Genomic DNA, 15,741 nt, shown 5'->3' with positions numbered 1-15,741 from the left:
GTTACGCGGCTTGAGAGAAGCCAGATGTTGCGACCCACTTTATATGTGGCTCGCTGTTAAGAGCCATTGCCGTGCCGGTAAATCGCCGTCGTCCGAAACTCCAAAATATGGCGGGCAAAGACCACCCGGTTCGATTGTGGTACATGAAGCACACCCGTAATGACACGCGAAAAGCTGCCAGGGCTACCTCTATTGAATCGCCGACCGGGGGCGGGGCAAGACAGGGCTCACATCGAACCATCGGGCACAGGGCCGCTAACGGGAACGGCGTGAGCAAATTCGCTGGCCCTACACTAGCCCCTGCAATGAAGGAGCTTACTTTTCCGCCAATGGCGGGGAACCCTACAGTGTGCGGCTAGAACTCCAGCAATTTGTGAGAGATAAGGCCGTGTAGCGTCATTTGCTTAGCGCTGTCACCGTCAATGCCACGTAACTAGGGCCTTAGACGCTAGTCAGAGGAGAGCATTTCCAGAAAAGATGCCTTGGGGCAATTAGTTCGAGATTATTTATGCGTCTAGTAATCGAAGGCTTGATCTGTAGGGGCTGTGGCGCAAAGGAGGGTAACCTGGCCTCTGGTTAAGCAAGCCGGGCTACTGTCTTGGCAAGCAAGGGTCAATCGAGGGTGAGCGTCTCGACGTCTGCCATGAGGTCAGACGGTTTGCACCCGAGTGCAGCAGCCAGCTTGAAGATGATGTTGATGGTGGGCTGATGTACGCCCCTCTCAATGAGGCTGACGTAGTTCCTTTGGACATCTGCCTCCAGCGCCAGCTTCTCCTGTGTCATTCCTGCCTGCTTCCGCCGCTCGCGGAGAATCTTACCGAATGCCAATCCTGCGTCCAAACCGTACCCCCTTTGCATGAGGTAGCACTCTCGGATCGGGCTGTGCTGGCGTCTTCACAGTATGCTGTGAATTTCATCGATGGCATGGCATTATTGGTCTCGCCCGAGGCTACCAATCAGCCCGAGCCCACCAGGCGTACTCTCCTGTGAGAGGTTGAGTCTTCCATGTTGTAGGTAGGGGGGAGCGTGTAGTACGTGTTGTATGCCGGTGCGCCCTGTAAGTCAGTAAGTCTAGTAAGGCCGTAAGACAAACTTTATTACTGATTTACAGGAGCTTAACCATGATCAACATATACTCAGCGACCAGCACCATCCCTAGTTTTCAGCAAGATGCGGTTGACGCCTTTGCCAGCTCTTCCCGTACAGAAAGGACTGATCATTCTCACCTCGTTCTTGTAGCAGTGGGAGCGTGATGGATGAACCGTCAGGACGAAATGGTAAAAGTCCCAGCGTACGCAATTGAGGCACTGGCAGCATACGTGCCGCTGGGGGACGATAGCGTCGGACTCATGTTGCTTCTGCTGATGAAGATGGACAGCAACCGTGTGGTGAGGATCGATACGGATTTGCTACCCCGCTATTTCACCATCAGGCGTGACCGATTTGACTACGCATTGTCCGGTGTAATCAAAAACGGGTGGATACATTCAGTAGACAAGCAAGCGTTGCAAAGTGGTTTTCTGAATTGCGTTGTTCACTCTACCTTCATTGATTCAGACTTCGAAACTCTTATTGCGTTCTTTAATCCTCTCTTGCCTAATACATGTAAACGGATTGAGGGGCCGTTGAGCTTCGAGTAGCTCTGCTGAATAGGGCAGGGATGCCCGTATCAGGCCAAGTGTTATCAAGTGGTTGAAGTTGCATGCATTATCTATTTCTAACTATCGAAGTTTTCAAGGAATATCTATGGCAAGGACCTTCCGTAATCCAGCAAATGGTCACACTGAGTCCATTAGTAGGGAGGCTAGTGGTTTAGTCGTGCTTTTCGGGCCATTGTACTTGGCCAGCAAGGGTCTCTGGGGGCACTTCTTCCTATGGCTATTACTGGTTGGTGGCTTCTCGCTGGCAACCGGTGGTCCAGGGATAATTATCGCGTTGCCCATAGCAATTGTCGTGTACGCCTTCAGCATCAATAGCATCATCGCGAACTCTTACCTGCGTAAAGGATGGCAAGAGGTAGTGGTTGAGTCGGACCATGCTACTGGCCAGCCAGTAATGAGTGTAGGCGGCCAGAGAGAATGTCCGTTCTGTGCTGAGTTGATCAAGATGCAAGCAGTGAAGTGCAAGCACTGTGGGTCTTTGGTAAAACCCCTGGTCTAAGTGTGAGAGAGCCTGATAGGGGGAGCTTACTCAAGCAAGGTGTTGGTGCAGCACTCCACCCTGTCCTATAGAGTTGATGCTGCGCCTAACGGCTATACTTTTATAGTGGGGTAGGAAGGCAAAGCCCCACGAGAATCCTGGTCTTCTCTCGAAGATTAACTTGTGACGCATCGTCACGCTAATCCACTGCTGGTTTAATTTATAGAGTTGGTACTCAGCTAAGGGCGAGGTGGTGCTGCACACCTCCGTCCCCCCCGTTTTAGAATTGATAAGCGCCTATCGACTATCAATCCTAAGATGGTGAAGGAAAGTCCTCGAAGTGTGTACCAATTGTGGCTGAGGCCACAGGGTAACGCTGTACAGTAACATCAAGAGCGGGAAGGGGCTCTGCTCGCCCTTGTTCCTTCCCTCTGCATAGAATTCTATTCTCGCTTCACTGCAGGGCTATAAGAAGGGGGCAGGGGCGAGAAAGCCCCCCCCAAAGCTGTTCTGTAACTTTGCAGACTTGCAGATACGTGGTGACGTCCCGTCACGTTGTACAACATCTACAGCCTCAGCAAGGTTAAGATTAAGAGCAGGAGAGGGGCCTTTCTTGCCCCGTCTCTTTCCAAGCTACATAGAGTTGTTATTCGTGCATCAGGCAAAGTCTAATCTGCCTGTGGCGTAGGCGCCACGGTGAAAACTATTAATTCCCCTATGTCATCGTGTCTGGAATTTACTGTGCCATATAATATGGTAGGCGCGGTTTGCGATTTCCAGACAAATAGAAGTGGATCTCGATTCTATACGCTCCGGATGGTGCGATTAGATCCATTTCTGAGCCTCAATGTAATCAAGGAAGTGATTACGTCCAGATGGCTCAGGATAGTAGTCAGGTTTCTCAGCCTTTCCGTGCCCTGAGTGCTCCATGTCAGAGATACCTTCAAGCTCATCAACTAACTTGATTGATCTATTCAATAGCTTCTCAAGTGGTTCCTTGCCGTAATCAGGTACTGCCAGCTTCCAGAGAAATCGTAGAGTTGCGTAACGTTGCTTAGTACGAGCCAGTACTGCATCATCGCTGTCATCCCCTTGTCTAGCTTCATGAATTGTCATGTATTCAGCTATATACTCTTCGGCCCGACGTCGGAGGTCTGACGCGGCACTGATCATAAAGTCAAAGCTTGAGCGGGGAGCACGGTCATCAAGCCAGTCTGTTAAGAATTTGACGTTGCAATCTTCATTGATAGCCCGCTGCCTAACTTTCGCTTTGACACGTTTTATATTGTCACTGGTGAACTTGCTGTCGTAGCAGCCTTTCGATGTATTCCAAGTGCTGCCATATTCTTCGTGTAGAATTTTACGAAGCTCATGGTCTCGGATACCAGTCTCTCGACTGGCGAGGGGGAATACTCTTTCAATACACCTGGAGAGTGGTGTAATGATTTCTACGGTGCGCTTCGTGGGCTTCTTACCCTTCGGGATATCTTCGATGAGGGTCTTGATTCGTCGTTCAGCTACGTCCGTCTCATCCTTTATCTTTGCGATAGACATTCCTTCTTTGCGAAGCTCGATTACTCGATGCTCAGCGGGAGTTTTTGGGGTTGCGTCAATCTTGCTCATAGTTCTTCCATGATTTTAATATGTCTGGGTGCAATCCTCCGATGTTCCTGCCTGGGGAGGGGGCGATTGGCCTTGTCGCAGACAGCACGACACCAGCTCTGTTCAGTGGCCCATTGGCTTGAGTGAGCTATCTGGAGGGTTTTTAAGATTTGGCGCTAGGTGATGGCTGGTTCGATTGTGCCAGCCATCTTCAAGGTGTACTTCGTCCAGATCGGTGCATAAAGTCGTCCTGGGCAACATACGTCCATGTCGTTAGCGCTTCACGTTCTGCTTAATGCTAGGCGTGCTCTAGCTTATAAGTGCGGGCGAGTAGCTTACAGCCCGTCGCGACCATGCTTGGTGATGAACTGCTGAAGCCAGATCAAGCCTTTTCCAGTCAGGAGCGGGAGTGCCTTGAGTTCACGCACACCCGTCTTAAGGTTCTCGTACATGCCTTCCTTCACCTCAAAGTAGCCTGCATCCAGATACCGTTGGTATGGCATGTTCTGTTGGTGCGGGCGACTCATCAGGATCTTGTGGTCACGGAGGTACTGAAGGTAACGATTCCGGCCCGTACCGAAGAGCTTGGCAGCCATGGTTGGATTCATTAGATCATCCCGTTCGTAAACCGTGTCATAGAAGTCAACCTTCTCGGAATCTTCTGCAAGCTGTTGTTCCAGGGCATCGACTTGCTGCGCCAGTATGGTCCGCTCTTCCTTCAGCGTGAGTACGAGTTTCAGAGCGCCTACGAGATTGCTTGGAATCTCAATGACGCCAAGTTTCTTCTCCGCTTCCAGTACATGCCAGCGATCAACTACTGCGGCCCGCATCTTGGTGCTGTAGCCAGAGAGCAGAATGTCTACCTCCCGGCGGGGTAGGTTGAAGCATGGTTTGCTACGGTTGTAGGAGTCTTGATAGTGGCCCTGAAATTCCAGGGCATCTTGACCAAGCTCCTCAAACTGCTGGCGAATATCGTGCATCACATTGTCATGACGTTTACCCGTCAGCTTCGCGATCTCCAAGCTGCTCATGGTAACGGGGGAGGGCACGATGTGAATAAGGCTTTCCAGATGGGTAGAGCTGAACGAGCTGCCGATTGTATGCATGGTTTGAATTTCCATATAGTAACTTTGTATCTCGAATTTGGTGTGTAGCTGCCCGTCGCTACGACTTTGAAGCGATTAAAGTGGGCAAAATTATGATGTGTCTCGCGCATTGATTCAGTACTGGGCGAGATCAGTGCTTGTTTATGTGGCGTCTAAGTCATAGTTGTCTCCTCTAGTGGGATGCTCAGGTTTGTTCTGTCAGCAGAGGGCACGGAGACTTGGGTTCCGTCGTGCTCGTAGTAGGTGGGGTTGAGCTGATCTAATGACTCTATGCTACTTTTTGCTGGTCCCAGTGGCGCATGATTTCTTCGATCTGTCGGGCTCTACATTGTTCACGGTGCTCCTGGAATAGCGGCATGCGCTCTCGCAAATCATCTGCATAGAGATAAATTTCTGTACCGTAAGCTAGGGCGTCGTACATTTCGTCTTCGCAGAGAAAGCCGCTGTATGTCCGTTCAATCCATTCCCGATTTACTCGCTCCATGTACTCCATCGTCGACCGGATATCAGACTCCTTCCCGTGCCCCATAGAATAGGAAGTGGAGTGAATGATCATGCTGCTGCTGTCATAGATCACCCAATCATCGGCTTGAAGGGCTATAGCAGAAGCGGTGAAGGCGCAAGTTAAACCGATCTCTACAGTGATGTGAGCTTCGCATTCGTCCATTCGGCGGCAGAGATAGTCGCAAGTCTCCAGGCTTCCGCCAGGTGATGAGAGTTGGATATATATATGGTCTTCCTCTCCCGCATGGGCAAGGATGCTGATGAACTCGCTATACTCATGAATTTCCCCGATAGGGCCGGTGAGCGGGACGATGTATTGCATCGAAACTCGCTGTTTGGCAAGGATGTTATTCGGGCGGTAAATGCTTTCGAGTTCTACAGGTTCGTTGTTGGCTTGATGTTTCATATAATTGTCTTCCTTTACGGATTTCGGGCAATAGGTGGCCGTCGCTCGAAATTTAGAGCTAGTACTGGGGGCGGCCTATTGATAAGGGTTGGGTGGTGCATAATTAAAATTTGGTCGTAGTTTGCTCGTTGTTAAATTCCTCCCTTGGATTTTGGCGAATTCTGGGCAATAGGGTGCCGTAACGTAAACTCTAAGTCTCGTCGGGTTTATAGTATGTGTGGCGAGTGGGCGGACTGACCCTATGCTCGGGAACGTAAGAAGGGCGGTTATCTTATGTCATATAGTTGTTCTCTAGTTGCGATTAAAAGGCGTTTTACGGGCACAGATTTATCTTGCAATCATGGCATGGCAGGTACTCTCGAAGTTTAAACTAGGGCTGATGCGGTTGGGATTAGCAGAATCCCGGACGCGACAAATCCTCCGTGCTAACCACTCGTCTTTCTCGACGAATCTGCAGGGAGGTAAGTTTTTTAGGGTGGCCGCTGAGGGCCTGGACATCACCGCTGAATCTGGTGATGGGCGCCATAGTACAGGGTTTTACCAGCATGTCAATCCCCAATGCGTAAAATGTGCGCCGACGCGCCTGCCAGGACTGCAAGCCTTTAATCAGGTATACGAGGCCCCTAGCGGCTTCTCCCATATAGATAGGGGCACGGCGAAGGACCGGCAGTCGATGGCTGCGTTAATATTGCTGGGGCTGCATGACAACGCGGTGGGGTGCATCAAGCATCGCCTTCAGAGGGCTACGGCTACCGTAGGTGCTGAACCTCACCGCTGCATCCTCGTGCCCAGCTATCCGCTTGATCAGGAAGTTGTACACCTTGCCTCACGAGGGTCGTCAATCATCGTGGTGCCGGAAGCTGTGAAAGGTCTTGCGGGGATCGGTGATGCCAAGCTTCGTTTTGCTGCTCGCTTCCATGTTAATCGGCGGGGAGTAGGCCGGCTGCTTTCGCAATGCTGGGTAGTTTCTTTATCTCCGACGCCATCCGTGACAGCGGGTTGATGCCGTAGCTGTCTCCAATGTGCCCCGAAGCATGCCCGGTGATCCAATCGCTGACCTCTTTGGGTATCCCGTGCTCCCTGGCTAGCGTTTTGAAGCTGTGACGGAACGCGTGCAGTGGGTTGCGGCCGGGTTGATACACTCCGCACCGCTGGGTGATCGGACGCCATGACTTGGACACGATCCCGGCAAAGCCGTCAGAGACTTTTACCAACTGAGGGAACACCCGTGTTCCAGGTGTACGACCTTGCACGAGCTTCAGCAAGCCAAGGGCGATCAGGTCAGGATGAACAGGGATCTCCCTGCGGCTGCTGTCTGTCTTAACAGACTTGTCGGGGCGGTCGTCAATGATCCGAATGAACCATGCCCCCCCTTCGTGCTGGTGGATATCCTCCACATAGAGCTGGGCCAACTCTTCGCGTCGGCCACCGCTATACGCGGCAATCAACGGTATCCAGAACACCGCATTGCCGGGTCGACCTTCGGTGGCTCGCAATCGCTGAAACTCAGGATGGCTGAAAAGCGTGACTAGCTCGCTCCAGCTATAGCCCCGGTTATCGTCCAGGCGTCGTTTCGGTTTGCCCGATCCGAGTCGCTTGTGAATGCGAGATGTTGTTACAGGGTTGGTTTCCAGTAGACCTGAATCAACAGTAAACGCCATCACGGACGACAGTCTGGCCAATAGTAGGCGGGTGGACGAGGTTGCTAGCGGCTTTACGCTGCCATCAGCAGGGTGGATCAAGTTCGCAGCAAACTTATGTATATCTGAAGGTTGGATCGAGGCGATTGGCTTATCACCCATGTCCGAGATGAACCGGTTGACGGCACGGCTGTAGTCCACCGCATGACGCCGCGAAACATATTCAGACCTATCAGACATGGAGATGGACTGGACGTAGCGGCTAAGCGCTTCCGATAGCCTTATGGAGCTTTCTTTGAGGGCAGGTAGTGTAGCCGTAGGTATAGGCTGGTTTACCGTCTCGGGCTTAGGAGACTCAACGTAGAGGCCCTGGCGGGCATTATTAAACAGCCTCTCCGACTCTGCATACGCAAGAGCAAATGCAGCCTTCGCTTGCTGGTGGTGTCGAGTATTCAGTGAGCGGCGAATCTCGGTCTTACCGATGATGTGCCTGAGGTCATCAGGCACCCTGCGGCGTAGGTAATAAATGCCTGAGTCAGGGTGCCTGAATGGTTGAGCTATGAGTGCCATGTGTACCAGCCTTGTGTATCAGTGGGCTGGGAAAGGGCATCGCTTACGTGGTTATCAGGCGTTCTGATTGGCCGGTTTGCTGACGCGGGTGTCTCCCTTTTCCCGCACCCAGAACAACGTAGCCCCGGCCACCGCCGCCGGCATCATCAGCACGTTCACCCCCGGAATCATCAACGCCAGGTAGGTGATGCCGCCAAAGCCCAGCGACTGCCAGCGCTTGCTGCGCAGCCAGGCGAGCATGTCCTGCCAGCTCATCTTGTTGTTGTCCGCCGGGTAGTCGATGTACTGGATGGCCATCATCCATACCCCGAACATCAGCCACAGTGGCGCGGCGACGACGTTGACCACCGGGATCAGCGACAGAATGAACAGGCCGACTGCCCGCGGCAGGAAGTAGCCCAGCTTGCGCATTTCGCGGCTGAAGGTGCGTGGCACCATGGCCACCAGCTCGCCCCAGCTGAACGCCGGGAAGGTGTCTTCGCCCCGTACCACAACCTCGACCTTTTCCGACAAAAAGCCATTGAACGGCGCGGCAATGATGTTGGCCACCAGGGTGAAGGTGAAGAACACCATCAGCACCAGCAAGGCAACGAACAGCGGCCAGAGGATGTAGCTGAGGAAGCTCAACCAGTCTGGCAGCGTCGGCATCAGGGCATCGAGCCAAAGGGCAAACTGGTGGCCGGCGAAGTAGACCATGCCACCGAACAGCAGCAGGTTGATCGCCAGCGGCAGCAGCACGAACAGCCGCAGGTTGGGGCTCAGCACCAGTTTCAGGCCTTCGCGCAGGTATTGGGGGCCGGAGAGGACAGGGGCTTGCATCGGGAGACTCCGCAGAGAAGGAAAACGCGCTGACCTTACCGAGTTTGCATCGCCGACGAAAGGTGGCTGGCAAGCCGGACACGGGCTGTAACAAAAGCGCCGGGGTCTGGGCTATCGATGAAAACAGTGAATAGACGGTGCCTATGAGGTGGATTGTCTAAGGATATTTCCTTAATCTTTGCGACCTCGCTACAGTGCGCTCAACTTTTCGCTTTCAGGGCCTGCGCGTTGTAGCCTTCCCCAAGTGCTGCGTGGGTCCGTTTTAATTTTCCAGCTGGCGCAGCCGGTACACCGATGCCGGCCCGAGCGGCCGGCTCGACAGGAGTTCGACATGTCTGAAGTACGTCATTCGCGCGTCATCATTCTCGGTTCCGGCCCTGCCGGATACAGCGCTGCGGTCTATGCGGCCCGCGCCAACCTCAAGCCGCTGCTGATCACCGGCATGCAGGCCGGCGGCCAGCTGACTACCACTACCGAAGTCGACAACTGGCCGGGCGACCCACACGGCCTGACCGGCCCGGCCCTGATGCAGCGCATGCAGGAACACGCCGAGCGCTTCGAAACCGAAATCGTCTTCGACCACATCAACGCCGTCGACTTGGCCAACAAGCCGTTCACCCTGCAGGGTGACAGCGGCAAGTACACCTGCGACGCACTGATCATCGCTACTGGTGCCAGCGCCCGCTACCTGGGCCTGCCGTCGGAAGAGGCCTTCATGGGCAAGGGCGTTTCGGCCTGCGCCACCTGCGACGGTTTCTTCTACCGCAACAAGCCAGTCGCCGTGGTTGGCGGCGGCAACACTGCCGTGGAAGAGGCGCTGTACCTGGCCAACATCGCCAGCAAGGTAACCCTGGTGCACCGCCGCGAGACCTTCCGCGCCGAGAAGATCCTGGTCGACAAACTCAACGCCCGTGTGGCCGAAGGCAAGATCGAGCTCAAGCTCAACGCCACCCTGGACGAAGTATTGGGTGACAACATGGGTGTGACCGGTGCGCGCCTGAAGAACAACGACGGCAGCAGCGACGAAATCAAGGTCGACGGCGTATTCATTGCCATTGGCCACACCCCGAACACGTCGCTGTTCGAAGGCCAGCTGACCCTCAAGGACGGCTACCTGGTAGTCAACGGCGGCCGTGAAGGCAACGCCACCGCCACCAACGTTGAAGGTGTGTTCGCTGCGGGTGACGTGGCTGACCACGTTTACCGTCAGGCCATTACCTCGGCCGGCGCTGGCTGCATGGCGGCCCTTGACGTGGAGCGTTACCTGGACGGGCTGGCCAACGCCTCGTTCTGATCAGATAGCGCCCCAAAAAAACCGGCCGAAAGGCCGGTTTTTTATTGCCTGCGGTCAGCTCACAGGCTCAACCGCATGGACAGGTCCACGGCTTTCACATCCTTGGTCATGGCGCCAATCGAGATGTAGTCCACCCCAGTCTCGGCAATCACCCGCAAGGTCGTCTCGTTCACCCCGCCACTGGCCTCAAGCTTGGCTTTGCCAGCGGTAATGCGCACCGCTTCGCGCATTTCGTCCAGGTTCAGCTCGTCGAGCATGATGATATCCGCGCCAGCGGCCAGCGCCTCGCGCAGTTCATCCAGGCTTTCCACCTCGATTTCCACCGGCTTGCCCGGCGCAATGCGGTGCGCCGCTGCCACTGCCTGGGCTACGCCACCGCTGGCGGCAATGTGGTTTTCCTTGATCAGGAAGGCGTCGTACAGGCCAATGCGGTGGTTGTCGCAACCGCCGCAGGTCACCGCGTACTTCTGCGCCAGGCGCAGGCCTGGCAGGGTTTTGCGGGTGTCCAGCAGGCGCACTTGCGTGCCTGCCACCAGGTCGGCGAGCGCGCGCGCGCGGGTGGCCACGCCCGACAGCAACTGCAGGAAGTTCAGCGCACTGCGTTCACCACTGAGCAGCGAGCGGGCCGGGCCTTCCAGGTGGAACAGCGGCTGATTGGCAGTAGCCCGTTCACCGTCGGCCACCTGCCAGTGCACTGCAACGCGCGGGTCGAGCTGGCGAAACACGGCGTCGACCCAGGCAGTGCCGGCAATCACGCAGTCCTCGCGGGTGATGATGGTCGCCTTGGCCAGGCGCTCGGCCGGGATCAGCTGCGCGGTGATATCGCCACTGCCGATGTCCTCCAACAGTGCGCGGCGCACGTTGGCTTCGATTTCAGCGGTCAGGTCGGCAAGGCGTAGGTTCGGCATGGTCGGCTCCACAAGCAAGATGCCGGCGATTATAGGGCAGGGGCCAGATGTGTACAGCTGCCTGGGCGATGACCCTTGGTCGGTCTTGCTGGGCGATGACTGCAAATGAGGGCGTTGACCGCCCATGAATCGGCGCTGGCAGCTGTGAGATTTTTTACCGATAATGGCGACCAGTATTTGGCGTCATAGCTTTGACGATTTTCAGCCCTTTCGGGCATGACAACCTGCAAGGAGTCCAGGATGCAAAACGAAGGCAAGGTGGTGCCCCTGGCGGCAGCCATCGACCGAGGGGGGCGCACGCCTCTTCCTTGCCTTCCGGTATTGCTCCTGCAAGTGCGCGACAAGGCTGCGTTGCAACTGCGTCAGGGCTTGCAGGCGCTGTTCGACAATGCCGATGACACCTTGTTCGGAATGGCCGACAAGGCCGTGGACCGTTGTGACCAGAACCTGTATTTCGAGGCCATGCGCGATCTGCGTCTGAAGCGAAAAAGTATCGAACGCGGCTTCCTTGATACGTTTTATGACACCTATTCCCGCATCGGCCATGTCGACCTGCTGGCGCCTCTCGCCGAACCGGGCAACCTGCGCAACAAGATGCAACTCGAGCGGGCTGCGGCCATCGAATGCATGGTTGCGCGGGTGCTGTCGCGTGATGGCATTGCCCTGCAGCAACTGGGCCTGCGGTTGCAGGCCCTGCTCGATCGCCCCGTGCATGAGCAATGCAGCCCACTGGGCCCTGCCGCGCTGTGCGGCTACTTCCTCGAGGCTGGCCGGAACCTGGGGGTTGGCCTGAGGGTCAAACTGGTCCTGCTCAAGCTGTTCGAGCGTTATGTCTTGCGCGATCTGGACGTCATCTATGCCGAAGCCAATCAATTGCTGGCCGTCGCCGGTGTGCTGCCCGAGTTGCAACCGGCCCCGCGCCGTCGCGCCGAGGATCAGCGCATGATGGCAAGCCAGCGGGTGGCAAGCCAAGGCCAGGGAGCGAGCGCAGATGCGGCAGGGCAGGCGTTCTTTGCCTCTTTGCAAACCTTGCTGGCCCCGGCGCGTGGGCAGTTCGCACCCCGATTGCAGGCGGTGGCTGCCGCCCAGTCCATCAGCACCGCAGACCTGGTCCGCCTGCTTTCGCATTTGCAGCACTACGTACCCGCTGCCGGCGAGGCTGAGGATTTTGAACTCGGCCAACAGCTTGAACAATTGCTGCTGAGGGTCAGCGTGCGCAGCGGCACCCGGCGGCGCATAGCCGTGGCCGACGAAGACACGATCAACCTGGTTGGCCTGCTGTTCGCCTGTATTCAGGGCGATGACAACCTGCCGGCCAGCCTGCGTGCGTTGATCGCGCGGTTGCATATCCCATTGTTAAAGGTGGCACTGCTGGACAAGGGGCTGTTCAGTCGGGCCAGCCACCCTGCACGCCGGCTGCTTAACGAAATCGCTGGCGCAGCTATTGGCTGGGAGTGCAGCGGCGAAGGTCTGCGCGACAGCCTGCACTTACGGGTAGAGCGCGTGGTCCAGCGCTTGATCAATGATTTTGCCGAAGATGTCGGCATTTTCACCGACCTGCTCGACGAGTTTCTTGCGTTCAACCAGGAGGAGCGGCGGCGCAACGAGTTGCTTGAGCAGCGCACTCGCGACGCCGAAGAAGGACGCGCCCGTGCCCTGCAGGCCCGGCAGCAGGTGCAGCGGGTGCTCAACCAGCGCCTGCGGGGCCGGGTACTGCCTTTGGTGGTGGTGCAAATGCTGGTACAGGCCTGGAGCCAGGTGCTGCTGCTGGCCTGGCTCAAGCAAGGTGAGGCCTCCCAGGCTTGGCGGGATGCCCTGCACACGCTGGACACGCTATTGGCCAGCATCACCCCTGGGCATGAACCGCAAGCGCTGTTGCAGCAGGTACCTGGGCTGCTCAAGGCGCTGCGCGATGGGTTGGCCAGTGTGGCCCTGAACTCGGCGGCAACCCGCGAGTTCTTCCTGCAACTGGAGCAATTGCACTTGCGTGCCTGCACAGGCGCTGAGTTACCGGTTGGCCATGAGCAACCCTTGGCCGAAGTGCGGGTGGACGAAGATATTGTGCTGGCGATTGCCGAAGAACCGTCCTGCGCGCCGCTGCACGTTGCCGAAGGCCAGGCAGCCGCGTTGCGGCAGGTGCAGCGCTTGCGCATCGGTAACTGGGTCGAAGTACTTGATGACGACGAACCGTTGCGCTGCAAACTGGTGGCGCGTATCGGCAGCAGCGACAGGCTGGTGTTTGCCAACCGCACCGGCATGAAGGTGAGAGAGTGGAACGGTGCCGGCCTGGCCCAGGCGCTACAGCGAGGGGACGTGCGGCTGCTGGATGACGGGTTGTTGTTCGAGCGGGCGCTGGAAGCGGTGCTCGATGGGCTGCGGCAGCCACCGGTGAGGTAGGCGGCAACATTACAATCATTCACATGCAAACGGTGTTGGCGGCAGGGCATACTGTGGGTCTGTTCAAGGCGCTTTCAGGATTTGCCCCATGCAATTGGACCGTGCCACTGGCTGGTTCCACGGAATCGGAATCACCCACTGCCCCTCGCCGAACTTCAATGCCCGCCCCGAAGGCGAATCGGTTTCCCTGCTGGTGATCCACAGCATCAGCCTGCCGCCGGCCTGTTTTGGTACCGGCAAGGTGCAGCAGTTCTTCCAGAACCGCCTGGACCCCAACGAACACCCTTATTTCGCCAGCATCAGCCACCTCACCGTTTCGGCGCACCTGTTCGTCGAGCGTGACGGCGCGGTGACCCAGTTCGTTTCGTTGCTCGAGCGTGCCTGGCACGCGGGTGTGTCGTGCTTCGACGGGCGTGAAGGCTGTAACGATTTTTCCATCGGCATAGAGCTGGAAGGCACCGACGACCTGCCCTATACCGATGCTCAGTACGCCGTGCTGGAGCAGCTTACCCGGCACATTCGTAGCGCCTGGCCGGCCATCGACCTGGGCCGTATTCAGGGCCACAGCGACATTGCCCCACAACGCAAGACCGACCCCGGCCCGTCTTTCGATTGGCCGCGCTACCGCGAAGCGTTGTTGCACAACGAGGACAAGGCATGAGTTTTCTGGTGTTGTTGCTGGCGCTGTGGGTCGAGAAATTTTCGGCCCTGCGGCATCAAGTGCAGCGTGACGGGTTCTTCCTTGGCGAGCTGCTTCGCCTGGAGCGCAGCGGCAAGGTACACCCCTGGTGGACGCTGGCCGTCGTGGTGCTGGCACCGGTAGCGCTGCTGGTGTTGCTGCTGCATGTGCTGGAACCGGTGGCCTATGGGCTTTTGGCCTTGCCGGTGCATTTGCTGGTGCTGGTCTACAGCCTGGGCCGTGGCGATGCCAAGGCGTCACTGGGCCCGTTCCGTGATGCCTGGCGGCGGGGTGACGACCAAGCGACGCTGCATGTTGCAGAGCGCGACCTGGGCGTGGTGGCGGATGAGCCGCACAGCCTGTTGGTGCGTGTGCAGGGCAACTTGCTGTGGCAGGTGTACCAAGGGTTTTTTGCGGTGATCTTCTGGTATTTCGTGCTAGGCCCTGGTGCGGCGCTGGCTTATCGACTGGTGGCGCTGTGCGGCGAGCACAGCCAGCAGCCTGCGCTGAAGGCGCGTGCCGAACAGCTGCGGCACATCATGGACTGGCTACCGGTGCGCTTGATGGCAATGAGCTTTGCGCTGGTGGGCAACTTCCTCGCAGTGACCCGGGTGATGCTGCACGAGGTGCTCAACTGGCACATCAGCGCTGCACACCTGGTGGCGCGGGTGGGGCGTATTGCCGATGACATTCCCGAGGAAGAAGACAGTCAGCGTGGCCTGGGGCGGCTGGACAGCCTTTGGGAGCTGCTGCTGCGCTGTGCAGTGCTGTGGTATGCCGGGTTTGCGCTGTGGACCGTGCTGGTCTGACCTAGGGTCGCCTTGCTATTGGCGTCGCCTGGCAGATCGAGCGCCGCCCGGGCGGCGCTCGATCTGCCAGGCGCAGCAACTACAAAGGCCAGCACCAGCCAAACAATTCGCAAGCATTGCGGCTACTGGCCTGCGCCAGCGCCTCTACATCCACTCCCATCACCTGGGCCAGCGCCCCGGCAATGTCCGGCAGATGCTCCGGGCTGTTCCGTTGCCCCGCATACATCACCGGCGCCATATCCGGCGCATCGGTCTCCAGCACTACACTCTCCAGTGGCAGCCGCGCCAGCGTCTTGCGCAGCCGCAGCGCCTGTGGCCAGGTGCCGGCACCGCCAAGCCCAAGCCGAAAGCCCAGCTTGATATATTCACGCGCCTCTTCGTAACTGCCGGCAAACGCATGAATCACTCCCGCCCGCGCCGGCCTGTAGCGCTTGAGCGTGGCGATCACCTGGGCATGGCTGCGGCGTACGTGCAACAGCGCGGGCAGCTCGAAGTCGCAGGCCATGTGCAGTTGCGCTTCGAACAGGTCCTGTTGGCGCGTTTTGTCCAGGTCTTCGAGGTAGTAGTCCAGGCCAAACTCACCCACGGCGCAGAGCCGTGGGTCGCCGTGCAGGCGTTCCAGCCATTCGCGCAATTGCGTCAAATGCTCCGGGCGATGCTGGTCGAGGTACACCGGGTGCAGGCCCAGTGCCGCGAACAGGCGCTGATCGGCGCAGGCCAGGTCCCACACCCGTTGGAAATTTGCCTGGTAAACCCCCAGCACCACCATCCGTTCCACCCCGCGCGCCGCCGCGTTGGCCAACAGGCGCGGGCGATCGGCGTCGAACTCGGGGAAGTCCAGGTGGGTGTGGGTGTCGATCAGGCGCAT

Annotated in this window: 13 protein-coding genes and 1 pseudogene; 5 read left to right on the top strand and 9 right to left on the bottom strand. The window is 57.3% G+C overall.

The genetic code is table 11. The features are described from left to right. Window positions 1-612 precede the first annotated feature (612 nt). The gene (locus J3A71_RS24960) at window positions 613-840 is read right to left on the bottom strand and encodes a helix-turn-helix transcriptional regulator (protein WP_245353441.1); all 228 of its coding nucleotides are present in this window, start codon (window positions 838-840) and stop codon (window positions 613-615) included. 416 nt (window positions 841-1,256) lie between these two features. Here J3A71_RS24960 and J3A71_RS24955 point away from each other — a divergent pair, with 416 nt between their 5' ends. Beyond that, window positions 1,257-1,640 (top strand): hypothetical protein, encoded by a 384-nt coding sequence (locus tag J3A71_RS24955; RefSeq protein ID WP_209953452.1) that lies wholly within the window; start codon window positions 1,257-1,259, stop codon window positions 1,638-1,640. 1,324 nt (window positions 1,641-2,964) lie between these two features. On the opposite strand, the gene J3A71_RS24950 is transcribed toward J3A71_RS24955, so the two are convergent. From J3A71_RS24950 to cysZ, 6 genes and pseudogenes are all read right to left on the bottom strand, one after another. Further along, window positions 2,965-3,762 carry a hypothetical protein gene (locus J3A71_RS24950; RefSeq protein WP_209953450.1) on the bottom strand — a complete coding sequence of 266 codons (798 nt, stop codon included), beginning with the start codon at window positions 3,760-3,762 and terminating at the stop codon, window positions 2,965-2,967. Window positions 3,763-4,076: 314 nt separating this feature from the next. Continuing rightward, a complete protein-coding gene (locus J3A71_RS24945; protein WP_209953448.1) occupies window positions 4,077-4,862 on the bottom strand; it encodes a phage regulatory protein/antirepressor Ant in 786 nt (261 codons plus the stop codon). Window positions 4,863-5,115: 253 nt separating this feature from the next. Further along, the gene (locus J3A71_RS24940) at window positions 5,116-5,757 is read right to left on the bottom strand and encodes an ATP-dependent Clp protease proteolytic subunit (protein ID WP_209953446.1); all 642 of its coding nucleotides are present in this window, start codon (window positions 5,755-5,757) and stop codon (window positions 5,116-5,118) included. A gap of 682 nt (window positions 5,758-6,439) precedes the next feature. Then, window positions 6,440-6,661 (bottom strand): annotated as a pseudogene (locus tag J3A71_RS31540) (integrase); the annotation flags it as partial. 16 nt (window positions 6,662-6,677) lie between these two features. Next, window positions 6,678-7,967 (bottom strand): site-specific integrase, encoded by a 1,290-nt coding sequence (locus J3A71_RS24935; protein ID WP_209953444.1) that lies wholly within the window; start codon window positions 7,965-7,967, stop codon window positions 6,678-6,680. Window positions 7,968-8,021: 54 nt separating this feature from the next. Continuing rightward, on the bottom strand, window positions 8,022-8,786 hold the full coding sequence (cysZ, locus tag J3A71_RS24930; RefSeq protein WP_209953442.1) for a sulfate transporter CysZ: 765 nt from the start codon (window positions 8,784-8,786) through the stop codon (window positions 8,022-8,024). A gap of 331 nt (window positions 8,787-9,117) precedes the next feature. Between cysZ and trxB the strand changes: the two genes are divergently transcribed. After that, window positions 9,118-10,080, top strand: coding sequence for a thioredoxin-disulfide reductase (trxB, locus tag J3A71_RS24925; RefSeq protein WP_016484911.1), 963 nt, complete (start codon window positions 9,118-9,120; stop codon window positions 10,078-10,080). Window positions 10,081-10,139: 59 nt separating this feature from the next. Here trxB and nadC read toward each other — a convergent pair whose 3' ends face one another. Continuing rightward, complete coding sequence (gene nadC, locus J3A71_RS24920) at window positions 10,140-10,988, bottom strand: carboxylating nicotinate-nucleotide diphosphorylase (protein ID WP_016484912.1); 849 nt, start codon at window positions 10,986-10,988, stop codon at window positions 10,140-10,142. Window positions 10,989-11,228: 240 nt separating this feature from the next. Here nadC and J3A71_RS24915 point away from each other — a divergent pair, with 240 nt between their 5' ends. From J3A71_RS24915 to ampE, 3 genes are all read left to right on the top strand, one after another. Beyond that, window positions 11,229-13,385, top strand: a complete 2,157-nt coding sequence (locus J3A71_RS24915; protein WP_102667831.1) for a DUF1631 domain-containing protein — start codon at window positions 11,229-11,231, stop codon at window positions 13,383-13,385. An 88-nt stretch (window positions 13,386-13,473) separates the two neighbouring features. Further along, a complete protein-coding gene (ampD, locus tag J3A71_RS24910; protein WP_102667830.1) occupies window positions 13,474-14,046 on the top strand; it encodes a 1,6-anhydro-N-acetylmuramyl-L-alanine amidase AmpD in 573 nt (190 codons plus the stop codon). Beyond that, window positions 14,043-14,873 (top strand): regulatory signaling modulator protein AmpE, encoded by an 831-nt coding sequence (ampE, locus tag J3A71_RS24905; protein WP_024717666.1) that lies wholly within the window; start codon window positions 14,043-14,045, stop codon window positions 14,871-14,873. Before ampD ends, ampE begins: the two co-directional genes overlap by 4 nt. 79 nt (window positions 14,874-14,952) lie before the next feature. On the opposite strand, the gene J3A71_RS24900 is transcribed toward ampE, so the two are convergent. Then, window positions 14,953-15,741: a TatD family hydrolase gene (locus tag J3A71_RS24900; protein ID WP_060517671.1), complete on the bottom strand. Its 789-nt coding sequence runs from the start codon at window positions 15,739-15,741 to the stop codon at window positions 14,953-14,955.

This window comes from Pseudomonas sp. PvP089 (assembly GCF_017875165.1).
Lineage (GTDB): Bacteria > Pseudomonadota > Gammaproteobacteria > Pseudomonadales > Pseudomonadaceae > Aquipseudomonas > Aquipseudomonas fortuita.
This window is presented reverse-complemented; position numbering and strand designations above follow the sequence as displayed.